The sequence below is a fragment of the Enterococcus infantis genome, assembly GCF_049166715.1.
Lineage (GTDB): Bacteria > Bacillota > Bacilli > Lactobacillales > Enterococcaceae > Enterococcus_C > Enterococcus_C leclercqii.
The window spans coordinates 171,598-195,008 of record NZ_JBMHFB010000008.1 but is presented as its reverse complement, the minus strand read 5'-3'; the positions used below and the strand labels follow the sequence as shown (position 1 = coordinate 195,008).

18 protein-coding genes and 1 riboswitch are annotated in these 23,411 nt (G+C 44.5%); of the genes, 16 read left to right on the top strand and 2 right to left on the bottom strand.

Annotation, left to right across the window (positions count from 1 at the left end; genetic code table 11):
• Positions 1 to 5: 5 nt before the first annotated feature.
• Positions 6 to 1,304 carry an adenylosuccinate lyase gene (purB, locus tag ACOMA8_RS11160; RefSeq protein ID WP_161899668.1) on the top strand — a complete coding sequence of 433 codons (1,299 nt, stop codon included), beginning with the start codon at positions 6 to 8 and terminating at the stop codon, positions 1,302 to 1,304.
• A 62-nt stretch (positions 1,305 to 1,366) separates the two neighbouring features.
• On the opposite strand, the gene ACOMA8_RS11155 is transcribed toward purB, so the two are convergent.
• Positions 1,367 to 1,747: a hypothetical protein gene (locus tag ACOMA8_RS11155; protein ID WP_161899669.1), complete on the bottom strand. Its 381-nt coding sequence runs from the start codon at positions 1,745 to 1,747 to the stop codon at positions 1,367 to 1,369.
• 339 nt (positions 1,748 to 2,086) lie between these two features.
• Here ACOMA8_RS11155 and purC point away from each other — a divergent pair, with 339 nt between their 5' ends.
• From purC to guaC, 11 genes are all read left to right on the top strand, one after another.
• On the top strand, positions 2,087 to 2,794 hold the full coding sequence (purC, locus tag ACOMA8_RS11150; protein ID WP_421370784.1) for a phosphoribosylaminoimidazolesuccinocarboxamide synthase: 708 nt from the start codon (positions 2,087 to 2,089) through the stop codon (positions 2,792 to 2,794).
• 26 nt (positions 2,795 to 2,820) lie between these two features.
• A complete protein-coding gene (gene purS / locus ACOMA8_RS11145) occupies positions 2,821 to 3,075 on the top strand; it encodes a phosphoribosylformylglycinamidine synthase subunit PurS (RefSeq protein WP_161899671.1) in 255 nt (84 codons plus the stop codon).
• Positions 3,075 to 3,755: a phosphoribosylformylglycinamidine synthase subunit PurQ gene (gene purQ, locus ACOMA8_RS11140; RefSeq protein WP_161899672.1), complete on the top strand. Its 681-nt coding sequence runs from the start codon at positions 3,075 to 3,077 to the stop codon at positions 3,753 to 3,755. Before purS ends, purQ begins: the two co-directional genes overlap by 1 nt.
• A complete protein-coding gene (gene purL, locus ACOMA8_RS11135) occupies positions 3,752 to 5,971 on the top strand; it encodes a phosphoribosylformylglycinamidine synthase subunit PurL (protein ID WP_161899673.1) in 2,220 nt (739 codons plus the stop codon). Before purQ ends, purL begins: the two co-directional genes overlap by 4 nt.
• Complete coding sequence (gene purF, locus ACOMA8_RS11130) at positions 5,956 to 7,401, top strand: amidophosphoribosyltransferase (RefSeq protein WP_161899674.1); 1,446 nt, start codon at positions 5,956 to 5,958, stop codon at positions 7,399 to 7,401. Before purL ends, purF begins: the two co-directional genes overlap by 16 nt.
• A 64-nt stretch (positions 7,402 to 7,465) precedes the next feature.
• Complete coding sequence (gene purM, locus ACOMA8_RS11125) at positions 7,466 to 8,512, top strand: phosphoribosylformylglycinamidine cyclo-ligase (RefSeq protein WP_421370781.1); 1,047 nt, start codon at positions 7,466 to 7,468, stop codon at positions 8,510 to 8,512.
• Positions 8,509 to 9,078, top strand: a complete 570-nt coding sequence (purN, locus tag ACOMA8_RS11120; RefSeq protein ID WP_421370779.1) for a phosphoribosylglycinamide formyltransferase — start codon at positions 8,509 to 8,511, stop codon at positions 9,076 to 9,078. Before purM ends, purN begins: the two co-directional genes overlap by 4 nt.
• A gap of 48 nt (positions 9,079 to 9,126) precedes the next feature.
• On the top strand, positions 9,127 to 10,671 hold the full coding sequence (purH, locus tag ACOMA8_RS11115) for a bifunctional phosphoribosylaminoimidazolecarboxamide formyltransferase/IMP cyclohydrolase (protein ID WP_421370777.1): 1,545 nt from the start codon (positions 9,127 to 9,129) through the stop codon (positions 10,669 to 10,671).
• 120 nt (positions 10,672 to 10,791) lie between these two features.
• Positions 10,792 to 12,045 carry a phosphoribosylamine--glycine ligase gene (purD, locus tag ACOMA8_RS11110; RefSeq protein WP_421370775.1) on the top strand — a complete coding sequence of 418 codons (1,254 nt, stop codon included), beginning with the start codon at positions 10,792 to 10,794 and terminating at the stop codon, positions 12,043 to 12,045.
• Positions 12,046 to 12,334: 289 nt separating this feature from the next.
• Positions 12,335 to 13,249: an aldo/keto reductase gene (locus tag ACOMA8_RS11105; protein WP_421370773.1), complete on the top strand. Its 915-nt coding sequence runs from the start codon at positions 12,335 to 12,337 to the stop codon at positions 13,247 to 13,249.
• 182 nt (positions 13,250 to 13,431) lie between these two features.
• Positions 13,432 to 14,409: a GMP reductase gene (gene guaC / locus ACOMA8_RS11100; protein WP_421370837.1), complete on the top strand. Its 978-nt coding sequence runs from the start codon at positions 13,432 to 13,434 to the stop codon at positions 14,407 to 14,409.
• A 110-nt stretch (positions 14,410 to 14,519) separates the two neighbouring features.
• On the opposite strand, the gene ACOMA8_RS11095 is transcribed toward guaC, so the two are convergent.
• Positions 14,520 to 16,085 carry an AcpB/EbpR/MafR family transcriptional regulator gene (locus ACOMA8_RS11095; protein WP_421370772.1) on the bottom strand — a complete coding sequence of 522 codons (1,566 nt, stop codon included), beginning with the start codon at positions 16,083 to 16,085 and terminating at the stop codon, positions 14,520 to 14,522.
• A 78-nt stretch (positions 16,086 to 16,163) separates the two neighbouring features.
• A riboswitch (M-box (ykoK) riboswitch) is annotated at positions 16,164 to 16,335 on the top strand.
• Positions 16,336 to 16,659: 324 nt separating this feature from the next.
• Between ACOMA8_RS11095 and mgtA the strand changes: the two genes are divergently transcribed.
• From mgtA to ACOMA8_RS11075, 4 genes are all read left to right on the top strand, one after another.
• Positions 16,660 to 19,254 carry a magnesium-translocating P-type ATPase gene (gene mgtA, locus ACOMA8_RS11090; protein WP_161899682.1) on the top strand — a complete coding sequence of 865 codons (2,595 nt, stop codon included), beginning with the start codon at positions 16,660 to 16,662 and terminating at the stop codon, positions 19,252 to 19,254.
• A gap of 417 nt (positions 19,255 to 19,671) precedes the next feature.
• The gene (gene pdhA / locus ACOMA8_RS11085) at positions 19,672 to 20,775 is read left to right on the top strand and encodes a pyruvate dehydrogenase (acetyl-transferring) E1 component subunit alpha (protein WP_161899683.1); all 1,104 of its coding nucleotides are present in this window, start codon (positions 19,672 to 19,674) and stop codon (positions 20,773 to 20,775) included.
• Between the two features lie 2 nt (positions 20,776 to 20,777).
• Positions 20,778 to 21,755: an alpha-ketoacid dehydrogenase subunit beta gene (locus ACOMA8_RS11080; RefSeq protein ID WP_161899684.1), complete on the top strand. Its 978-nt coding sequence runs from the start codon at positions 20,778 to 20,780 to the stop codon at positions 21,753 to 21,755.
• Between the two features lie 25 nt (positions 21,756 to 21,780).
• Complete coding sequence (locus ACOMA8_RS11075) at positions 21,781 to 23,406, top strand: dihydrolipoyllysine-residue acetyltransferase (RefSeq protein ID WP_421370768.1); 1,626 nt, start codon at positions 21,781 to 21,783, stop codon at positions 23,404 to 23,406.
• Positions 23,407 to 23,411: the final 5 nt, after the last annotated feature.

The window sequence follows — 23,411 nt, the reverse complement described above, 5'->3', positions numbered from 1 at the left end:
CACTTATGTTAGAACGTTATTCACGACCTGAAATGAGCCATATTTGGACAGAAGAAAATCGCTACCAAGCATGGCTGGAAGTTGAAATCTTGGCTGATGAAGCCTGGGCTGAATTAGGAGAGATTCCCAAAGAAGATGTAGCGAAAATCCGGCAAAACGCCACTTTCTCCATTGAACGAATCTTGGAGATTGAAGAAAGTACCCGCCATGATGTTGTGGCCTTCACCCGTGCTGTTTCAGAATCGCTGGGAGAAGAACGTAAGTGGGTCCACTACGGACTGACCAGTACCGACGTGGTTGATACCGCCTATGGCTATTTGTTGAAGCAGGCTAACGACATTTTGCGCAAAGATTTGCAGAATTTCTTAGAGATCATCGGCAATAAGGCTAAAGAACATAAATATACCGTCTGTATGGGCCGGACTCATGGTGTGCATGCGGAACCGACGACATTTGGTCTGAAATTGGCTACTTGGTATTCCGAAATGAAGCGCAACATTGAGCGCTTTGAACACGCAGCCAAAGGAGTCGAAGCCGGCAAAATTTCTGGAGCGGTAGGGACATTTGCTAATATCCCGCCTTTTATCGAAGAGTTTGTTTGTACTAAGCTGGGTATTCGACCACAAGAAATTTCGACACAAGTGCTGCCTCGTGATCTTCATGCCGAGTACTTCGCTGCGTTGGCTTTGATTGCAACTTCTATTGAGCGTTTTGCTACTGAAATTCGTGGGTTACAAAAATCAGAGACGCGGGAAGTGGAAGAATACTTTGCTAAAGGGCAAAAGGGTTCTTCTGCCATGCCTCATAAACGCAACCCCATCGGTTCTGAAAACATGTGCGGGTTGGCTCGGGTTGTTCGTGGCCACATGTTGACAGCGTATGAAGATGTACCATTGTGGCACGAACGAGATATTTCCCACTCTTCAGCTGAACGGATCATCATTCCTGATACCACGATCCTGCTGAATTATATGCTGAATCGTTTCGGTAATATTGTGAAAAACCTGACCGTCTTCCCTGAAAACATGAAACGCAACATGAACGCAACTTTTGGCTTGATTTATAGCCAGCGTGTGATGCTGAAGCTGATCGATAAGGGGATGACCCGCGAACAAGCATATGATCTGGTGCAACCGAAAACAGCATTTGCCTGGGACCATCAAACTGCCTTTCGTCCACTGCTGGAAGAAGACGACAAAGTCACTTCCATCTTGTCTAAAGAGGATCTGGATGATGCTTTTGATTACCATTACCATTTACGCAATGTTGATGAAGTCTTCACGCGCATTGGCTTAGGAGATTAAGATAATTAAAAAGCCTTGAAAACAAGTCTGTTGAGTCTTGTTTTCAAGGCTTTTTGTATGGTTTAGGCAAAAGCGGTTTTGCTGCTGTAATAACGCATCTGTTCTTTTCGCAAGCTGTCTAGTAACAACTCAACGAATTCAAAGGATTGTTCCTCCATATTAAAGAAGACTTTGAAGTGGTAATGGTTTTTAAATAGGTGCTGTTCGTGGATCTGAGTGATCACCAACTCGTCATTTCGCTGATTACGAAATTGCAGGGTGCGTTTGCGACACTCTACATGGCGGCGACTGGCCTGACGAAATTTGCGAAAGGTGTAGAAGCTTGTCTTCCTGTTTTGCTGATAGACCGCTTCGACAGCCAGAAGATCGTTGAACAAGTCCCGTTTTTCTTCGAGGGACAAAGGATTCAGAAAATGCTCGATGGACAATTGTTGCTCTAACATACACAGGCCTCCCAAGTCACGTCTGATACGTGACTAATATAACAAAAAAAGATAATTATGTAAACGATTACCAGATGGTTTTTAAAAAATGTGTTCACAATAGAAACTCTTGTGTAAATAAAAATGAGCTGGCGTAAAGACTTGGAGTTGCTGAAAAAAGAAGAAGGATAAGAGAATCACATCATGACTTTCTTTAAATTCCGAACAATAAATGTTTTTGATAGCTTTAATATAAAGAATCGGGTTGACCCTCATAGACTGGCTTGTTAAAATAAACACAACAAAAGGCGAACATTAAGGCGCTTGTGTATAAAGATCGTTAATTTAGAGGGGTGCAGGATGGAAAAGAAGGAATTGCTCTATGAAGGCAAAGCCAAAAAGCTTTACAAAACGGATGAAGACGGTGTTTTGTGGGTAGAATACCTGGATCAGGCAACTGCTTTGAACGGCGCAAAGAAAGATGCTGTTAGCGGGAAAGGTGCGTTGAACAATCAAATTACCAGTTTGATTTTTGACCGCTTGAAAGACGAAGGAATTCCTTCTCATTTTATCGAAAAAATATCAAAAACCGAACAATTAGTCGAATCCGTAAGCATTATTCCTCTAGAAGTCGTTGTCCGTAATACTGCAGCAGGCAGCTTTTCAAAACGACTGGCGATTCCAGAGGGGACCTCGCTGGCTTTCCCTATTGTGGAGTTTTATTTTAAGGAAGACCGATTGGATGATCCGTTTATCAATGACGATCACGTTCGCGTGCTGTCTATTGCTACTACGGAAGAAATCCAAGAAATCAAGGCGTTGGCAAAGAGAGTCAACGACGCGTTGCGTACTCTTTTCCAAAAGGCTGAGATTCGTCTGATTGATTTCAAGATTGAAGTTGGTCGCGATACAAATGGCGGAATCTTACTAGCGGATGAAATCTCCCCGGATACTTGCCGGCTTTGGGATATGAAAACGCAAGAACATTTAGATAAGGATATTTACCGCCGTGATCTAGGAGATCTGGTTCCGGTGTATCAAGAAGTGCTGCAGCGTTTGGCTGACTAACCCCCATAAAAGAAAGGAAATCTGTCATGTATTTCGTGAAAGTTTATGTTACCTACAAAGAATCTGTTTTGGATCCACAAGGAGAAGCTGTGAAAGGTGCTGTCCACCGGATGGGCTTTGAAGCGATTGAAGAGATTCGAATTGGAAAGTATTTTGAAATCAAAGTCGCCAAATCCGATCGTCCGGTGGAAATGATAATCGAAGAAATCTGCGACAAATTGCTGGCAAATGTCAATATGGAAACTTACCGCTATGAAATCGCGGAGATGGAGGAAGCCTAATGAAATTTGCAGTAATCGTATTTCCCGGTTCCAACTGCGATATGGATATGCTGTGGGCGATCAAAGACATTATGGCAGCTGACGCGGAATATGTCCGCCACGACGCCGAATCATTAGCGGGCTTTGACGGGGTTTTACTGCCGGGGGGCTTTTCATATGGAGATTACTTGCGCTGTGGCGCGATTGCCCGGTTTTCACCAATCATGAAAGAAGTTGTCCGCTTTGCAAATGAAGGCAAGCCGGTTTTTGGAACCTGTAATGGATTTCAGGTGCTGACTGAAGCGGGGCTTTTACCAGGTGCTTTGATTCGCAATAAATCCTTGCACTTTATCTGTAAAACGACGCCGCTGAAGGTTGCCAACAATCAGACTGGATTTACCAGTGAGTATGAAAAAGATGAAATCATCCATATCCCAGTGGCCCACGGAGAAGGAAACTATACCTGCGACGAAGCAACTTTGGCTGAATTGAAAGCGAATAATCAAATCGTGTTCACTTATGAAGAAGACATCAACGGTAGTGTAGCAAATATTGCCGGTATCATTAATAAACAAGGCAACGTCTTGGGGATGATGCCGCATCCGGAACGAGCGATGGAAGACTTGTTGGGCTCAGCTGACGGAAAACGCTTCTTTGCTTCAATCCTGAAAAACTTTGGAAAGGTGTCTGTGACCAAATGACGAATTTAGAACCTACTCCCCAACAGATTAAAGCTGAAAAAATCTACGCGCAATGGGGACTGACAGATGAAGAATATCGCATGATTGCCGAGGATATTCTCGGACGCCTGCCAAACTACACAGAAACTGGTCTCTTTTCAGTTATGTGGAGTGAACACTGTTCCTATAAAAATTCTAAACCAGTCTTGCGCAAATTTCCGACTAGCGGCCCGCAAGTCTTGCAAGGTCCTGGTGAAGGTGCTGGGATCGTGGATATTGGTGACGGCCAAGCAGTGGTTTTTAAAGCAGAAAGCCACAATCACCCGTCAGCAGTTGAACCTTATGAAGGAGCTGCAACTGGTGTCGGAGGGATTATCCGAGACATCTTTTCTATGGGCGCCCGTCCGATTGCCATTTTGGATTCCTTGCGCTTTGGGGAACTGGACAATTCTCGTACCAAATACCTCTTGGAAGAAGTGGTAGCAGGTATTTCTGGATATGGTAACTGTATCGGTATTCCGACAGTCGGTGGCGAGGTGGCTTTTGATCCTTGTTACGAAGGCAATCCACTGGTAAACGCCATGTGTGTCGGTCTAATCGATCACAAAGACATTCAAAAAGGTCAGGCCAAAGGAGTCGGCAACGCCATCATGTATGTTGGTGCAAAAACTGGTCGTGATGGGATTCATGGGGCAACGTTTGCATCAGAAGAATTTTCAGAAGGAGAGGAACAACAGCGCTCAGCCGTGCAAGTCGGCGATCCCTTCATGGAAAAGCTGTTGTTGGAGGCCTGCCTGGAATTGATTTTGGATCATGCGGATATTTTGGTTGGAATCCAGGATATGGGAGCAGCCGGTCTGGTATCTTCCAGCTCCGAAATGGCTTCGAAAGCGGGTTCCGGTTTGAAGCTGTATCTGGACGATGTTCCACAACGAGAAACAGGTATGACACCTTATGAGATGATGCTTTCTGAATCACAAGAGCGGATGCTGATCTGTGTCAAAAAAGGCGCAGAGGATCAAGTAGAAGCGCTGTTCCAAAAATATGACTTAGATGCTGTGACGATTGGTGAAGTTACAGGTGATGGTCTGTACCGCCTGTATCACAAAGGAGTAGAAGTTGCGAATCTTCCTGTGGATGCATTGGCAGAAGATGCACCAACCTATTACAAAGAATACCAAGAACCTGCTCGAATCAAAGAATTTGCTGAAATGGCAGATTTTACACCGACTGTTGAAGATGCAACCGCTACTTTAGTGCAGCTCTTGCAGCAACCGACAATCGCTTCGAAAAAAATGATCTACGAAACATATGATGCGCAAGTACGTACCAATACGGTTGTGCTGCCTGGTTCAGATGCTGCTGTGTTACGCGTGCGGGGAACCGAAAAAGCACTGGCGATGACAACCGACTGTAATGCCCGTTATCTTTATTTGAATCCAGAGGTTGGCGGACAGATGGCAGTTGCTGAAGCGGCTCGAAACATCGTTGCTTCTGGTGGTCAACCATTGGCAATCACCGATTGTTTAAACTATGGCTCCCCTGACAAACCAGAAGGCTTCTGGGAGTTATGGACCTCGGCTGATGGCATTGCTGAAGCTTGCCGAGTTCTTGATACGCCGGTTATTTCCGGTAATGTCTCCTTATATAATGAAACAGATGGCAAAGCAATTTATCCGACACCTATGATTGGCATGGTCGGCTTGGTTGAAAAGCTCGCTCATATCACCACACAAGATTTCAAACAAGCAGAGGATTTAATTTATGTAATCGGTGAAACGAAGGCAGATTTCAACGGTTCTGAGATTCAAAAAATGCAGTTGGGACGGATTGAAGGCAAATTAATGGCATTTGATCTGGCAACAGAAAAAGCCAATCAGGATCTGGTTTTGGAAGTGATTAAAGCAGGTCTGATTCAAAGTGCCCACGACTGTGCAGAAGGCGGTCTGGCGATAGCTGTTGCAGAAAGTGCCTTTAAAAATGGGTTTGGTGTGGCGATCAACGTCGACATGACAAAAGAAAAGCTATTTTCAGAAACGCAGTCTCGCTTTGTGCTATCCGTCTCTCCAGAAAAGCAAGCTGAATTTGAAGCCAAAGCTGGTGAAAAAGCGCAATTTATCGGGAAAGTTACCGCGGATGGTCAAGTACAGATGACGGCCAATGACGGCCAAGTGCAGATCGCCACAGCGACTGCAAAGGAATTATGGGAGGAAGCCATTCCATGTCTTATGAAGTAAAAAGTTTGAACGAAGAATGTGGCATTTTCGGCGTCTGGGGTCACCCAGACGCTGCGCGTGTCACTTATTTTGGCTTACACAGTCTGCAACACCGAGGACAAGAAGGGGCGGGCATCGTATCCAACGATCAGGGGAAATTATATGGCTATCGCGATTTGGGACTGCTGTCAGAAGTCTTTAAAGACGATCGTGATTTGGAGAATTTGAAAGGTTCAGCTGCTATCGGCCATGTCCGCTACGCCACGGCTGGAAATGGGAGTGTTGACAATATTCAGCCCTTCCTCTTTAAATTCTATGATTGCTCTTGCGGCTTAGCCCATAATGGGAATCTAACCAATGCCCGTAGTTTACGAAAAGAACTGGAGCGTGATGGTGCGATTTTCCATTCCAATTCCGATACTGAAATTCTGATGCATTTGATCCGCCGCAGTAAAGCAGAAAACTGGCTGGACCAATTAAAAGAAGCTTTGAACACAGTTAAGGGCGGTTTTGCTTACATCATTATGCGAGAAGATTGTATGGTTGCAGCCTTGGATGCAAATGGCTTTCGTCCACTGGCGATCGGACAAATGAAGAACGGGGCCTATGTCATAGCCTCTGAAACCTGTGCTTTGGAAGTCATCGGTGCAGAATTCGTTCGGGACGTTCAGCCTGGCGAAATTATTATTGTCAACGATGATGGTTTTACTGTTGATAAGTTTACCGAAGATACGCAACACGCGATTTGCTCGATGGAGTATGTCTACTTTGCCCGTCCAGATTCTAATATTGCCGGAGTGAATGTTCATACTGCCCGTAAAAATATGGGGCGTATTCTTTCTAAGGAAGCTCCCGTTGACGCCGATATGGTTATCGGTGTGCCGAACTCTTCTCTTTCAGCTGCCAGCGGTTATGCAGAAGCTTCAGGGATTCCTTACGAGTTAGGTCTGGTTAAAAACCAGTACATCGCCCGCACGTTTATCCAACCGACCCAGGAGCTCCGGGAGCAAGGTGTACGCATGAAGCTTTCAGCTGTTCGTGGGGTAGTGGAAGGTAAAAAAGTGATTATGGTGGATGATTCTATCGTAAGAGGGACCACCAGCCGTCGAATCGTACAACTACTTAAAGAAGCCGGCGCGAAAGAAGTCCACGTTCGTATCGCTTCGCCACCTTTGAAATACCCGTGCTTTTACGGCATTGATATCCAGACCCGTAAAGAATTGATTGCTGCCAATCATTCAGTTGCAGAAATCTGTGAATGTATTGGTGCAGACTCCCTCAGCTTTCTGAGTGAGGAAGGGCTGATTGCTGCGATTGGTTTAAACTTTGATGCACCTTATTCCGGATTATGCATGGCCTATTTCAATGGCGATTATCCAACACCATTGTATGATTACGAAGAGCAGTACCGGGCGTCATTAAAAGAAAAAGTATCTTTCTTTGATCTATAAACGAAAAAACAAATCAAAATCCGGATCAGCAGGGATGGCTGACCAAAAAAGGAGTATTTCATTCATGGCAAATGCCTATCAAAAAGCCGGTGTCGATGTCAATGCCGGTTATGAAGTAGTGGAACGCATCAAAAAACATGTGAAAAAAACGGAGCGCTTGGGTGTTATGGGGGTGATTGGCGGTTTTGGCGGTTGTTTTGACCTCAGCTTGCTTGATGTAAAAGAGCCAGTGCTGATTTCTGGAACAGATGGGGTCGGAACCAAGCTGATGGTAGCCATTCAAGCTGATAAGCACGATACGATTGGTATCGACTGTGTAGCGATGTGTGTTAATGATATCGTAGCGCAGGGAGCAGAACCATTATATTTTCTCGATTACATCGCTACTGGTAAAAACGTTCCTGACAGATTGGAACAAGTAGTTGCCGGTGTTGCTGAAGGCTGCATGCAGGCAGGAGCGGCATTGATTGGTGGAGAAACAGCAGAAATGCCGGGAATGTATACGGCTGAAGATTATGATTTAGCCGGCTTTGCGGTAGGTATCGCAGAGAAATCACAGCTGGTCACCGGAGCAAAAATCAAAGCGGGAGATGTCCTTTTAGGTTTGGCTTCCTCAGGTATTCATTCCAACGGGTATTCACTGGTGCGCAAAGTTTTTTTTGAAATGAACGACATGACTGTCAGCAGCCGCTTGCCGGAACTTGGCGAAGAAACGCTGGGAGAGGTTTTGCTGACACCAACCCGCATCTATGTGAAACAATTGTTGCCATTAGTCAAGAAAAGTTTGGTAAATGGGATCGCTCATATTACCGGCGGCGGTTTTGTGGAAAATATTCCCCGCATGTTACCAGAAGGTCTGGCAGCAAAAATCACTGTCGGCAGCTGGCCAGTACCGGCTGTGTTCAAGGCCTTGGAAGCTTACGGCAATATTCCCCATGAAGAAATGTATGAAATCTTCAATATGGGAATTGGCATGGTCTTGGCGGTTGCGCCTGAAAAAGTGGCGACTGTGAAAGAGGTGTTGGCTGAGTTGAATGAACCTTGCTATGAACTGGGTATCGTTACAGAAAATTCAGCGCAGGTGATTACGATCAAAGGTGAGGGCCAATGAGGTTTGCAATCTTAGCCTCTGGAAACGGCAGTAATTTTGAAGCAATCGTCACAGCTTATGAAGCCGGTGACCTTCATGGTGAATTGGCTCTGGTCTTTTCCGACAAACCGGATGCGTATGTGCTGCACCGGGCTAAAGAGCATAAGGTTCCGACAAAGACATTCACCGTCAAAGAACATGGAGGAAAGGCTGGCTACGAAAAAGCGCTATTGCAAATGTTGAAAGATGAACAAATCGATTATCTGGTTTTAGCTGGGTATATGCGCATATTGGGTGAAGAATTGATTGCGGCTTTTCCTGAGGGAATCGTCAATATTCATCCTTCGCTGTTGCCATCGTTTCCCGGGCTGCACGGAATCAAGGATGCGTTTGAATACGGCGTAAAAATCACTGGCGTAACTGTTCATTTCGTCGATAAGGGTGTCGACACCGGTCCCATTATTGCACAAGAGGCAGTAACAATTGATGAAAACGAAACCCTCGACAGCTTAGAAACAAAAATCCACCAGGTAGAGCACAAGCTTTATCCGGCGGTATTGAAAAGATTGTTTGCAGAGGCAGAGTAATCTTAGGATCAAAAACGAATAATCATAACTAAAAAGGGGACAGCATGCATGAAAAAACGAGCACTTGTCAGTGTATCCGATAAAACCGGGATTGTCGAATTGGCGCAAGGACTCTTGGCTGCAGGATTGGAGATTATCTCCACTGGTGGCACAAAAAAAGCCTTGGAAGACGCTGGAATTGAAACAATCGCTATTGAAGAAGTTACTGGATTTCCAGAAATGATGGATGGGCGGGTCAAAACCTTGCATCCATTGATCCACGGAGGACTGTTGGGTCGACGAGATCTTAAAAGCCATCTGGATGCGATGAAAGCCCATGATATTACACCGATTGATGTCGTAGTGGTCAATCTCTATCCCTTCAAAGAGACCATTCAAAAAGCTGGTGTAACTGAAGCTGAGGCGATCGAAAATATTGATATTGGTGGGCCGTCAATGCTGCGTTCGGCTGCTAAAAACTTTGCCTCTGTCGTTGTGGTGGTGGATCCTAAAGATTACGCCAAAGTATTAGAGGAGCTGAAAACCTCGGGGGAAACTACGCTTGCCACACGGAAATACCTCGCAGCTAAAGTTTTCCGTCATACGGCAGCTTACGATGCACTGATTGCCGGCTACATGACTGAATTAGTAGGCGAAGAGCATCCGGAAAAACTAACATTGACGTATGATTTGAAACAAGAGCTGCGCTACGGTGAAAATAGCCATCAACAGGCCGCGTTTTATCAAGATGCGCTGCCGGCTTCTTATTCTATTGCTGCGGCAAAACAGCTTCACGGTAAAGAATTGTCCTATAACAATATCAAAGATGCCGACGCTGCGATTCGTATTGCTCGCGAGTTCGAGGCACCAACTGTCGTAGCTTTGAAACATATGAATCCTTGTGGGATCGGTACCGGTGAGACGATTGAAAAAGCCTACGATTTTGCCTACAATGCCGATCCAGTCTCCATCTTTGGCGGGATTTTAGTGGCCAATCGTGAAATCGATTTGCCGACTGCTGAAAAAATGCATCAGCTGTTTTTAGAAATTATTATCGCCCCTTCATTTACACCTGAAGCCTTGCAACTGTTAAGCAGCAAGAAGAATCTGCGGTTGATGACACTGGACTTTTCAGAAAAGAAAAGCAGTCAGGCCCCTGAAAAAGTTTCCGTGTTGGGTGGCTTATTGCTACAAGACCAGGACATTTTGAATGAAGCTCCTGAAAGTTGGGAAGTCGTCACCAAACGACAACCGACAGCAGAAGAACTGGCGGCTTTAAGTTTTGCTTGGAAAGCCGTTAAACATGTGAAATCCAACGCTATCGTCTTGGCAAACGGCCATCAAACCGTGGGAATCGGCGCCGGCCAGATGAATCGTGTGGGTTCTGTGAAAATCGCTATTCAACAAGCCGAAGAGGCAGGCAAGATGGATGGCGCAGTCTTGGCATCAGATGCTTTCTTTCCGATGGGAGATAGCGTTGAGTATGCTGCTGCCCATAAAATCAAAGCGATTGTTCAACCAGGTGGCAGTATCAAAGACCAACAGTCCATTGATGCAGCTGATGCAGCGGGGATTGCGATGGTCTTTACAGGGGTCCGTCATTTCCGCCACTAATTAGGTGCCTGCAAAGCGTTGCTTAAACTTTTATGAACTGGGAAATCTGGCCTGTTCTTTTTTGCCAGAGACAGATTGTTTGTTCGCCCAAATTTTTGACAATAAAGGAGAAATTTCCATATGAAATTGCTGGTAATCGGTTCAGGTGGTCGGGAACACGCCATCGCTAAGAAGCTGGCAGAAGACGCCACGGTCACTCAGGTGTTTTGTGCGCCAGGAAATCCTGGTATGAAAAAAGATGGCATTGAAGTGGTACCTGTAGCAGAAAACGATCAGGCTGGTTTACTTGCTTTTGCTAAAGAACAAGCAGTCGACTGGACTTTTGTTGGCCCAGAAGCTCCTCTTGCTGCTGGCTTGGTTGATGCTTTCGAGTCCGCCGGCTTAAAAGCATTTGGACCTTCAAAAGATGCGGCAATGATCGAAGGCTCAAAGGATTTTGCTAAACAGCTGATGGTGAAAAATGCCATCCCTACTGGGGCTTATCAGACATTTACGGATTTTGCCAAAGCCAAGGCCTACGTTGAAGCGCAAGGTGCCCCGATCGTCATTAAAGCGGACGGTCTAGCAGCAGGTAAGGGTGTGGTAGTAGCAGAAACAGTGCCGCAAGCCATCGCTGCACTGTCAGAAATGCTTGAGGACAACAAATTTGGTGCAAGCGGTGCCCGGGTGGTAGTCGAAGAATTTCTTGCTGGAGAAGAATTTTCATTGTTGGCTTTCGTCCGTCGTGACAAAGTTTACCCAATGGTGATCTCGCAAGACCATAAGCGCGCTTTCGATGGCGATAAAGGTCCCAACACTGGCGGCATGGGAGCCTATTCTCCGGTTCCCCAGATTCCTCAAGAGATGGTAGATGAGGCTGTTCAGAGAATTTTGATTCCTGCTGCCAAAGGGATGATTGCTAACGGTACTCCTTTTACGGGAATCTTATACGCCGGACTGATTGCAACTGAAAAAGGACCGAAAGTTATTGAGTTCAATGCGCGCTTTGGTGATCCCGAGACCCAAGTTGTCCTGCCGCGCTTAAAAAGCAGTTTGGCAGCAATTATTTCAGCGTTGTTAGCTGATGAAAAACCGGTTATCGAATGGGCAGACAACGCAGCTTTTGGTGTGGTAGTTGCCGCTGACGGATATCCTGGAACTTATGAAAAGGGGCGGCCGATTCCATTAATCGAGGATCCTGAAGTTACCGTTTATTATGCAGGGGTTTCTGAGACAGCTGGACAGCTGGTGGCTGCCGGTGGACGGCTTTTTCTAGTAGAAGCAGAAGGTGAAAACCTGCCGGAAGCGCAAGAAAAAGTCTACCGGGCATTGGCAGCGGCAAAACTGACGGGGATGTTTTACCGCAAGGATATTGGTCATCGCGCATTAAAGTAAAAATGAAAAAGTAACGGGGATTGTCTTTTACTAGACGCAGTTTGAGCAGCAAAGTTTGTTTATAGATTTTCAGATAGGTCGTTGGATGCCTGGCATCTGCTTTGCCCTGGAAATCTGCAGGCAGCTTTGGAAAAGCAAGCTGCGTCTTTTGTGCTTCAATCAAAGAAAAAATAGCCATAAAGAGAGTGGGCCTCCAAAAAAGCAACCAGAAGTACGCAATCAAAAGCTGTCAACGCTTTCTAAAGATGTGGTACACTGTTAGTGTCAATAATTTATTAGGAGGTTTGTCATGAAACAGGTCAATCTCGGTCCAAATGAAGTAGGTGCATCAAGTATTATTCTGGGGTGTATGCGTATCACCCAAGCAAAAGATCCGGTGGCAGTCATACAAACAGCTGTGGAAAACGGGATCAACTTTTTTGATCACGCGGATATTTATGGTGGCGGCGAATGCGAAGAAATTTTTGCCCAAGCTTTTAAGAAAACTGACTATAAGCGGGAAGATATGTTCATTCAATCAAAATGCGGGATTGTTCCCGGCGTGATGTTTGATTTTTCCAAAGAACACATCATCGAAGCAGTTGAAGGAAGTCTGAAACGATTGCAAGTGGATTACTTGGACAGCTTGTTATTGCATCGTCCAGATACGCTGATGGAGCCAGAAGAGGTTGCCGCTGCCTTTGATCAATTGGAGGCGCAGGGAAAAGTCAAATATTTCGGTGTCAGCAACCAGTATTCCCGCCAAATCGAACTTTTGCAAAAATATGTACGGCAGCCGCTAATCATCAATCAGCTGCAGTTTGGGGTGATGCATACCGGGATGGTGGATTTCGGGCTTCATGTGAATATGACAGATTCCCGAAGTGTCGATCATGACGACGGTGTTTTAGAATTTTCACGAATGAACGATATGACGATTCAAGCTTGGTCACCTTATCAGTACGGCTTTTTTGAAGGTGTTTTTATCGGTAATGAAAAGTTTCCTGAGCTAAATCAGAAGCTTGTGGAAATGGCAGAAAAATATCAAACGACACCTACTGGAATTGCCTCTGCCTGGATTTTGCGTCATCCGGCAAATATGCAGGTGATCGCAGGGACTATGACCCCGAGTCGGATTGAAGAAATCGCCAAGGCTGCAAATGTCCAGCTTTCCCGGGAAGATTGGTATGGGATCTACTTGGCAGCAGGAAACGATTTGCCTTGATTTTAGTAGGAGTTTCTAAAGAACGTTCGGAAAACCCGAACGTTCTTTTTGTATTGGCTTAAGAATCGAGAAAATATAGTTGCTTTCCCAAATATTCTGCGCTAAAGTACTATGGGCGCCGGAAGTAAAAACCGACAGCCCTAATATGAGTATTTTCATGGAGGATGGACAGCATGTTTGATATGAAAGTTTTTGATTATGAAGATATCCAGTTGATTCCGAATAAATGTATTGTGACCAGCCGCTCGCAATGCGACACGAGCGTAACCCTGGGGAAACACACTTTCCGGATGCCAGTGGTACCTGCCAATATGCAGACGATTATTGACGAGAAAATTGCTGAATTTTTGGCGGAAAACAACTATTTTTATATCATGCACCGTTTTGACGAAGCTGGCCGGATTCCCTTTGTTAAACGAATGAAAGAACGGGGCTTGATCAGCTCAATCAGTGTTGGGGTTAAACCTGAGGAATATGATTTTGTCGATGAATTGGCCAAACAAGAGCTGGTGCCAGACTATATCACGATTGATATTGCCCATGGTCATTCCAACAGCGTTATCGAGATGATCCAACACATCAAAAAACAATTGCCGGAAACCTTTGTCATTGCCGGCAATGTAGGCACGCCTGAAGCAGTTCGGGAATTGGAAAATGCCGGAGCCGATGCAACAAAAGTCGGAATCGGACCTGGTAAAGTTTGTATTACTAAAATCAAAACCGGTTTTGGGACCGGGGGTTGGCAGTTGGCTGCTGTGCGTTGGTGTGCCAAAGCTGCACGTAAACCAATCATCGCTGATGGTGGGATTCGAACCCACGGCGATATTGCAAAATCTGTACGTTTTGGGGCAACAATGGTTATGATTGGTTCCTTGTTTGCCGGTCACGAAGAATCGCCTGGTGAAACGAAAGTGGAAAACGGCGTAGTTTACAAAGAATACTTCGGTTCTGCTTCTGAGTTCCAAAAAGGCGAAAAGAAAAACGTAGAAGGTAAAAAAATCTGGATTCCTTACAAAGGTTCATTGTGGGACACTTTGGTGGAAATGCAGCAGGACTTACAGTCGTCGATTTCTTATGCCGGCGGAAAAGATCTGGAAGCCATCCGCAAAGTCGATTATGTGATCGTGAAAAACTCGATCTTTAACGGCGATACAATCTAATTAACTAAATAAACACCGATCTACTGGTTTTGATGAAGAGAGCTGTCATCAAGCCGGAAGTCGGTGTTTTTTTGTGACTCAAAAATGAAGAGCTGAAATCTGAGCTGTTGTTAGTAGGCAGGTGCTGAGATAGCTGGCGAGGCTGCCACAGCAAAGGCCGCGTCCTCAAGCTTCCAAAGTACTTTTTCTTGTCGAAGCTGTTGCAATTTGTGATGCAGTTGGTCAAAAGTGACGAAATTCATGAAGGGGTCTGTCAGGTAAAAAGGATGGTGCTTCAGGGCAATATCCGGAGAAAAAGTCGAGATGATTAAATCGAAATTTCCTAGATAAATATTGAGATCGTCTTTGGATAAATAGGCAGCAGGCATGGTTTCAAACGTGATATTGCGACCCAATAATTGCTGCAATTTGACAGCCATGTGTTCATCATGATTGTCGGTGAGATCACTCATCACTAGAATTCGCAATGCAATGGTTCCATAGATGATTTCCGGCAGCTCTTTCATAAGTGAAAACAGTAGATAATCTTGTGCTTGACAAGAAATTTCCAAGGATTCTTTAGCGAGAAAAGCTGCCAAGTCTTGTTTAATCTGGCTAGTTCCGTAAGGGTAAAAATCAGCTGCGCGGCTCAGAAAACTGTCTGTCGGATGACGAAAAATCCGTACAAAATCACTGTTGGTCCGAAAGGCAGTGTTTTCCTGAAGAAAGCGGGACAAAATATCCTCTAGCTGATGCTCAGTGTATGACAGCTGTTGTTGCCAAACGATTTGGTAAAGAAATCTGGCGATGCGTTCTTTTAATTGGCAAAATTCGCTGTCAGTTGCTATCGCCTGATGATAATGTTCTGAAGACAACAAATAGCAGTTGGAATAGCACAGCCAAAAAAGATCTGCATGATTCAGTTGAAGGCAGTTGCGGTCTCTCTTGGAAAAGAGGTCGGCAGTCATCGTTTGGGATTCGGCTGCCAAAAAAGTTGCTGGATCTTCAAAATAAGGATGCTGCCATGTATTTTCAAAAAGCTGATGGCCATGATGATTACGATACCAACCTATCATCATAGAAAGCAACAGTTTGGTATGTCGGTAATGATTTTCGGGAATTTTGTGATGTTTCAAAAATTTTGTCAAAAGAGTATCGATAGTATGTAATTGTGGGCTTTCAATAAAAGAGAGCGCTTCAGGTGGTCCGCCGGTTTCAGAAAAAAACTGGGTGTAAAAATGGCGGATAAACCGTTCATTCCCTGTTAGGCGCATCGGTTTGTTTATCAAAGCGATGTCGTGATCAGAAAACATTTTCTGGATTTTAAGTAGGATTCGATTGGTATGAGATACACTGAGAAAAACAGCGTCAGCACAATCTGTCTGAGTTTGGCAGTCCTCTAAAAAGAGGTGCTGCATCAATTTGACTTCTTTAGTTTTTGACAAATAGACTCGGCATAAGGCATCGTATCCTAGGGTATTCATAAAGGACATCTGGTAATTGCCATTGCTGCGAGTAAAATCAAGGCCAGGACAGCAATCAGCGAGACGAGACAGATTTTTATGCATCAAACTGGTAGAAAGTGCAAACTTTTTTTGCAACCGTAGCTCATCAACAATAAATTCATTTCTATAAAAAAAGTCCAATATTTTTAGATCACGTTGGTGCTGCTTGGTTAGAATGCTTCGAAAATCCATGCTGTTTTTGCTCCTTTTGAAAATTTCTGAAAAGAGGGGTTGACCCTTTCGTAGAATCGGGCTATGATGAGACTGTAAGTAAATAATTGTTAGGTGAGGCTCCTATTTGGACACAGGCTGCTGCCGCGAAAGGATCGAGAGACCCTTAGATGGTAGAACAGGGATGGTCGTGAAGGTCATCCATAAAGCAGCTGATAACTTTTTGTTATCTACGCCCTATAGTGCTAAAGCTCTACGATGAACAGACGTTGTATTTTTCGCGCGCTCATTGTGGAGTGCGCGTTTTTTAGTTTATTCTGATTTTGTAATTTTATCATATATAGCTATCTTTATCATCAGAAAAATATTTATATGATAAATTTTAAAGTGTGAATTAGACTACGTGCCACTCACAAGTACAACTTACCAAGAGGTAAAAGGCAAAAAAGGTATGAAAGAAAGGATGATGAACATGGAAGCACCCAGTCCCGAACCACTACAACTGAACACGTATGGCTGAGGGAGGGGCACCTTCTTCAGTCTTCGGAGAGCTTTTTTTGACAAAAGCTTGCCGATAAGAGAAGGAGGAACAAACATGTTGAACAAAAAAGCATTGTCCAAAGATACAGAATTGAAAAAATTAGCACTTTTGTCCGAACGGGAACTTTTGATGGAGTTGAGAACCTCTTTGAAAGGTCTTTCGGCTGAAGATGCACAAGAACGCTTAGAAGAATACGGTCCGAACGAGGTAAACGCTCAAAAGCCAACACCGGCGTGGCTTTTGTTTCTGGGGGCATTCAAAGACCCCTTTGTTTTAGTATTGGCATTGTTGATGATAGTTTCAGCAGCTACCGGTGACTTTGAAGCAGCTGCTGTAATGGGAATTATGATTTTAGCCAGCGCGGGAATCACTTTCGTTCAGGAATACCGTTCACAAAAAGCAAGTCTCGCTTTAAAAGAATTGATTGAAAACACGACAGCGGTGACCCGAGGTGGTGTTACACGAGAAATCCCAATGGACGAAGTAGTCCCCGGCGATATTATCACATTGGCAACAGGGGATATGATTCCTGCAGATGCCGTTTTAATCTGGACCAAAGACCTCTTTGTTAATCAGTCTTCGTTGACTGGTGAATCCATGCCAGTGGAAAAATTTGTTCGTAGCCAGACGTCTGCAGGGGCTGATTCATCGGCAATCGAGTTTCAGGATTTGGTTTTCATGGGGACAGATGTTTTGAGCGGGCAGGGAAAAGCTATCATTTTAAAGACTGGTCAGGACACTTTTTTTGGCGATATCGCTAAGAATGCTACTACTAAAAGAGGAAGTACGGCGTTTGATGTCGGCTTGAAGAAAGTTAGCCAACTGCTTTTACGCATGGTCATGGTTTTGTTCCCGGTTGTCTTTTTGATCAATGGTTTGACTAAAGGTGACTGGAGCTCTGCTTTTTTCTTTGCGATTGCGGTTGCGGTAGGTTTGACACCGGAAATGCTGCCGATGATTGTTACCAGTAACCTTGCCAAAGGAGCGTTGGCATTATCTAAGCAGAAAGTCATTGTTAAGGAGCTTCCTTCAATCCAAAACTTAGGGGCAATGGATGTATTGTGTACCGACAAGACAGGAACTATCACAGAAGATCGAGTGGTCTTAGTGCAACATCTCGACCCTTTAGGTACTGAAAATCAACAGGTGTTGGATATGGCCTACTTAAATTCTTTTTACCAGACGGGATGGAAAAACCTGATGGATATTGCCGTGATCAATTACTATGGTGAAAAGAAACAACACTTGCCATTTTCAGATGTGGTTAAAATTGATGAGATTCCCTTTGACTTTTCTCGACGGCGTTTGACGGTAGTAGTCAAGGCAGATGGACATCAAATCATGATTACTAAAGGTGCAGTGGAAGAGATGGAGCAGGTTTGCCGATATGTAGAAATCGACGGCAAAATCACGGAATTGACTGATACCTTGCGCCAAGAAATGCGACAGGTAAACCAGCGGATGAATGAACAAGGCATGCGGGTGATTACTGTAGCAATTCGTCGTGACGCACATTCAGATGCTACCTATTCTGTTGAAGATGAAAATGAAATGATTTTGATCGGGTTTATGGGTTTTCTGGATCCTGCCAAAACATCGGCTATTACTGCCATTAAGTCACTTCATCAGCATGGGGTTACGGTGAAAGTACTGACCGGCGACAATCAGATTGTCGCTAAAAAAGTTTGTCAAGATGTAGGAATCAATGTAACTACGAGTTTGCTGGGCGCAGATATCGAAAAGATGTCAGATGAAGAACTGATGGCAACAGTCGACGAAACCAATCTCTATGCCAAACTCGATCCGATGCAAAAGTCTCGTATCATTGAAATCCTTCAGAGAAAGGGCCATACAGTAGGTTTCATGGGAGACGGAATCAACGACGCACCGGCTCTCAGAAAAGCGGATGTCGGCATCTCGGTTGATACAGCAGCAGATATCACCAAAGACGCTAGTTCGATTATTCTTTTGGAAAAATCTTTGAATGTGTTGGAAACAGGTGTACTAGAGGGTAGAAAAGTCTTCAGCAATATGATGAAATATATCAAATTTACCATTTCTTCTAATTTCGGCAATGTCTTTTCTATTCTGGTAGCCAGCGCATTTCTACCGTTTCTACCGATGATTTCCATTCAACTGCTCGTGCAAAACCTGATTTACGATATGGCTCAGTTAGCGATTCCTTGGGACAACGTAGATGAAGAAGAGTTGGCACGTCCAGTTCGTTGGGAGATTCGTGATTTGTTTAAGTTTACCGTTACCATTGGGCCGGTGAGTTCAATTTTTGACATTCTCACATTTCTCGTGATGTGGTTTGTTTTTCACGCAGATACTGTCGCTCAACAGCAACTTTTCCAAACAGGCTGGTTTGTCGTAGGGTTGACGACGCAAACGTTAGTCGTTCATATGGTGCGTACGAGAAAAATCCCCTTCATTCAAAGTATTGCTTCATTGCCGGTGCTGCTATCTAGTGTTGGAGCAATTGCCGCAGGTCTAGCAATTGTTTTGTCGCCGATTCGAGAAGTCTTTGAATTTGTTCAATTGCCGAATAATTACTGGTTCTGGTTTGCCGGCATTGTCTTGTGTTACTTGATTGCCATTGAAATCGCTAAACGCCTTTATATTAGGGTCACAAAATCGTGGGTATGATTCTGACAGCCAGCAAGACAGTAAATATTTTCTAAATACAAAAAAAGTGTGCACCTCAGACGATTAGCGGTCGGGGCGCACACTTTTTTGTTATTGAGAAAGCGGGTTGCTCCCCCTCAAAGTAGCCGTTTCAATAGCAAATGAATAGTATAGAGAATTTTGCTGTGCTATAAAGATGATCGGAGTCCCGGAAAAGCTCATGATATCAGTAAGCGTTTCATATTTGTGACCGAAATCACAAATGCAAATAGTGAAATTCTGATTTTATCAGGCTTTGCTTTGCTTCAGTGGTGAGCACTTCACTTGTAAGTTCTTTGAAGAAATGATAATTTAATGATGTAAGATATTTTTGGTATTGATACAGAATACAAAGCTGTTACAACCGCCGAAAGATAATCAGAGAGGAAAGTGTGATACATGGCTAAAGAAGTAATTGATTTTAACAAGCTTTTAGAGCAAGTCAATGCCGACTTCCCGACTTACCAAGCGTTGGATAAGGACGGTAAGGTGGTAAATAAAGACTTGATTCCCGATTTGTCCGATGATGAATTGGTAGAATTGATGCGTCAGATGGTTTGGTCCCGTGTGTTGGATCAACGTTCGACTGCTCTAAATCGCCAAGGCCGCTTGGGCTTTTATGCACCAACTGCCGGACAAGAAGCCAGCCAATTGGCTAGTCATTTTGCATTTGAAAAAGAAGATCGACTGTTCCCCGGGTATCGTGATGTTCCCCAATTAGTTCAACACGGTTTGCCATTGAAAGAAGCTTTCTTGTGGTCACGAGGACATGCGGCAGGTAACCTTTACGCAGATGACCTTTATGCAATGCCACCACAAATCATTATCGGTGCTCAATATGTACAAGCTGCCGGTGTAGCGTTGGGCTTGAAAAAACGTAATAGTAAAAATGTTGCGTTTGTTTATACCGGTGATGGCGGTTCTTCACAGGGTGACTTTTATGAAGCAATCAACTTTGCTGGTGCCTATCATGCCAATGCGGTGTTCTTCATTCAAAATAACGGGTTTGCGATTTCAACCCCGCGTGAAAAACAAACCGCTGCCAAAACGTTGGCTCAAAAAGCAGCTGCAGCTGGGATTCCTGGGATTCAAGTCGACGGTATGGATGCGTTGGCAATGTATACTGTTTCTAAAGCCGCGCGAGAATGGGCAGCTAATGGCAATGGCCCTGTCTTAATTGAAACACTGACTTATCGTTATGGGCCACATACTCTTTCCGGTGATGATCCAACGCGTTACCGTTCAAAAGATCTGGACAACGAATGGCAACAAAAGGATCCGTTGATTCGTATGCGGAACTATTTGACTGAAAAAGGTCTCTGGTCTGAAGCAAAAGAAGAAGAAATCATCGAAGCTACAAAAGATGAAATCAAAGCAGCAATCGCGGAAGCGGATCGGGTACCTAAACAAAAGGTATCTGACTTCTTGAAGAACATGTATGAAGTCCAACCACAAAACATTCGCGAACAAATTGCATTCTATGAAGCGAAGGAGTCGAAATAATCATGGCGCAAAAAACGATGATCCAAGCCATCACTGATGCATTGGCTTTGGAATTGAAACGTGATGAAAACATTTTGGTATTCGGGGAAGACGTCGGTAAAAACGGTGGTGTTTTCCGTGCGACTGAAGGATTACAAGATAAATTTGGTGAAGATCGAGTCTTTGATACCCCTCTGGCAGAATCAGGTATTGGTGGTTTAGCCTTTGGTTTGGCATTGGAAGGTTATCGTCCGGTTCCTGAAATCCAATTCTTTGGTTTTGTTTTTGAAGTAATGGATGAAATTGTGGGTCAAATGGCTCGTACTCGCTACCGCATGGGGGGAACCCGTAATTTGCCTATCACAATTCGCTCACCATTTGGTGGGGGTGTGCATACACCGGAACTTCACTCAGACAACTTGGAAGGGTTAATGGCTCAATCACCTGGTTTGCGGGTTGTAATCCCTTCAAATCCTTACGATGCAAAAGGTCTTTTGATTGCATCTATTCGCAGCAATGATCCAGTCGTCTTTTTGGAACACATGAAATTGTATCGTTCTTTCCGTGACGAAGTGCCGGATGAAGCTTATGAAGTGCCATTGGACAAAGCAGCTGTAACTCGCGAAGGAAAAGATGTTTCCATCATTACTTACGGTGCGATGGTTCGTGAAGCGATTAAAGCCGCTGACAATTTGGCAAAAGAAAACATTGATGCTGAAATTATTGACTTGCGAACAGTGGCACCGTTGGACGTAAATACAATTATCGCTTCTGTTGAAAAGACCGGGCGCGTTGTTGTCGTTCAAGAAGCACAAAAACAAGCTGGTGTCGGTGCACAAGTGGTTTCAGAAATTTCAGAACGATCGATTTTGTCCTTGCAGGCACCAATTGGTCGTGTTTCTGCTCCGGATACGATTTTCCCATTCGGACAAGCAGAAAATATCTGGCTGCCTAATGCGGCTGATATTGAAGCCAAAGTCAAAGAAATCGTGAACTTTTAAGGTATAGCAGAAGGGAAGTAGAACAATGGCTTATCAATTCAAATTACCGGATATCGGTGAAGGCATCGCGGAAGGTGAAATCGTTAAGTGGTTCGTTAAACCCGGCGATACCATCAAAGAAGACGATACTTTACTGGAAGTCCAAAATGATAAATCTGTAGAAGAAATCCCCTCACCAGTTACCGGGACTGTCAAAAACGTTTTGGTACCTGAAGGGACAGTCGCACAAGTCGGCGACGTATTAGTTGAAATCGACGCGCCTGGTTTTGAAGGAAATGATGCACCAACAGCAGCTCCAGCAGCTGAAGCGCCAAAAGTAGAAGCAACACCGGCAGCTTCCGGTGGCGGTGTGTTCCAATTCAAATTGCCAGATATCGGTGAAGGTATCGCAGAAGGTGAAATCGTCAAATGGTTTGTTAAAGCCGGCGACACCATCAATGAAGATGATACTTTGTTAGAAGTTCAAAATGACAAATCCGTCGAAGAAATTCCTTCACCAGTTACTGGGACTGTCAAAAACGTCTTGGTACCTGAAGGAACAGTGGCGCAAGTTGGCGATGTGTTAGTTGAAATTGATGCACCAGGCCACAATGATGCACCAACAGCAGCCCCAGCACCGGCAGCTCCTCAAGTCGCTGCAGCACAACCGTCAAAACCAGCAGCATCAGCACCAATCACTGCTGTAGTGACAGCTGCCGATCCTAATAAACGAGTGTTGGCAATGCCATCTGTGCGTCAATACGCTCGTGAAAAAGACGTGGATATCTCACAAGTTACGGCTACCGGAAATGGCGGTCGCGTAACTAAAGAAGATATCGATGCGTTTGTTTCAGGCGGCGGCCAAGCAGTACAAGCTTCCTCAGAAACGACAGCACCACAAGCAGTCACTCAACCAGCAGCAGCTACGGCTAAAGAAGCACCAAAAGCCTTTGTTTCTAATTTGGGTGAGTTGGAAACCCGCGAAGCGTTGACACCAATGCGCAAAGCAATCGCTAAAGCAATGGTTAACAGCAAGCATACTGCTCCTCACGTAACATTGCATGATGAAGTTGAAGTTTCCAAATTGTGGGATAACCGCAAGCGTTTCAAAGAAGTGGCCGCTCAGCAAGATACTAAGCTGACTTTCTTACCATACGTAGTAAAAGCTTTGACGACTACTGTCAAAAAATATCCTGTATTGAATGCTTCAATTGACGATGCCAAACAAGAGATTGTTTATAAACACTACTATAATATTGGTATTGCAACTGATACAGATCATGGATTGTACGTACCAAATGTTAAAAATGCCGATACCAAAGGATTGTTTGCAATTGCTGATGAAATCAATGAAAAAGCGGCAATGGCTCAAGAAGGCAAACTTTCTGCTGAAGACATGCGCAATGGCACAATCACTATCAGCAACATTGGTTCAGTTGGCGGCGGCTTCTTTACACCTGTCATCAATTACCCGGAAGTTGCCATCTTAGGTGTAGGAACGATTTCTCAACAACCGATTGTCAATGCTGAGGGCGAAATCGTCGTCGGTCGTGTCATGAAACTTTCACTGAGCTTTGATCACCGCATCGTTGACGGCGCAACTGCTCAAAAAGCTATGAACAACATCAAACGTCTGTTGGCGGATCCTGAATTGATGTTGATGGAAGGATGATAAAA

Bases quoted from the DNA above. Each gene is read 5' to 3' on its own strand.
- purB (WP_161899668.1), top strand. From the start codon at position 6: ATGTTAGAACGTTATTCACGACCTGAAATGAGCCATATTTGGACAGAA.
- ACOMA8_RS11155 (WP_161899669.1), bottom strand. From the start codon at position 1,747: ATGTTAGAGCAACAATTGTCCATCGAGCATTTTCTGAATCCTTTGTCC.
- purC (WP_421370784.1), top strand. From the start codon at position 2,087: ATGGAAAAGAAGGAATTGCTCTATGAAGGCAAAGCCAAAAAGCTTTAC.
- purS (WP_161899671.1), top strand. From the start codon at position 2,821: ATGTATTTCGTGAAAGTTTATGTTACCTACAAAGAATCTGTTTTGGAT.
- purQ (WP_161899672.1), top strand. From the start codon at position 3,075: ATGAAATTTGCAGTAATCGTATTTCCCGGTTCCAACTGCGATATGGAT.
- purL (WP_161899673.1), top strand. From the start codon at position 3,752: ATGACGAATTTAGAACCTACTCCCCAACAGATTAAAGCTGAAAAAATC.
- purF (WP_161899674.1), top strand. From the start codon at position 5,956: ATGTCTTATGAAGTAAAAAGTTTGAACGAAGAATGTGGCATTTTCGGC.
- purM (WP_421370781.1), top strand. From the start codon at position 7,466: ATGGCAAATGCCTATCAAAAAGCCGGTGTCGATGTCAATGCCGGTTAT.
- purN (WP_421370779.1), top strand. From the start codon at position 8,509: ATGAGGTTTGCAATCTTAGCCTCTGGAAACGGCAGTAATTTTGAAGCA.
- purH (WP_421370777.1), top strand. From the start codon at position 9,127: ATGAAAAAACGAGCACTTGTCAGTGTATCCGATAAAACCGGGATTGTC.
- purD (WP_421370775.1), top strand. From the start codon at position 10,792: ATGAAATTGCTGGTAATCGGTTCAGGTGGTCGGGAACACGCCATCGCT.
- ACOMA8_RS11105 (WP_421370773.1), top strand. From the start codon at position 12,335: ATGAAACAGGTCAATCTCGGTCCAAATGAAGTAGGTGCATCAAGTATT.
- guaC (WP_421370837.1), top strand. From the start codon at position 13,432: ATGAAAGTTTTTGATTATGAAGATATCCAGTTGATTCCGAATAAATGT.
- ACOMA8_RS11095 (WP_421370772.1), bottom strand. From the start codon at position 16,085: ATGGATTTTCGAAGCATTCTAACCAAGCAGCACCAACGTGATCTAAAA.
- mgtA (WP_161899682.1), top strand. From the start codon at position 16,660: ATGTTGAACAAAAAAGCATTGTCCAAAGATACAGAATTGAAAAAATTA.
- pdhA (WP_161899683.1), top strand. From the start codon at position 19,672: ATGGCTAAAGAAGTAATTGATTTTAACAAGCTTTTAGAGCAAGTCAAT.
- ACOMA8_RS11080 (WP_161899684.1), top strand. From the start codon at position 20,778: ATGGCGCAAAAAACGATGATCCAAGCCATCACTGATGCATTGGCTTTG.
- ACOMA8_RS11075 (WP_421370768.1), top strand. From the start codon at position 21,781: ATGGCTTATCAATTCAAATTACCGGATATCGGTGAAGGCATCGCGGAA.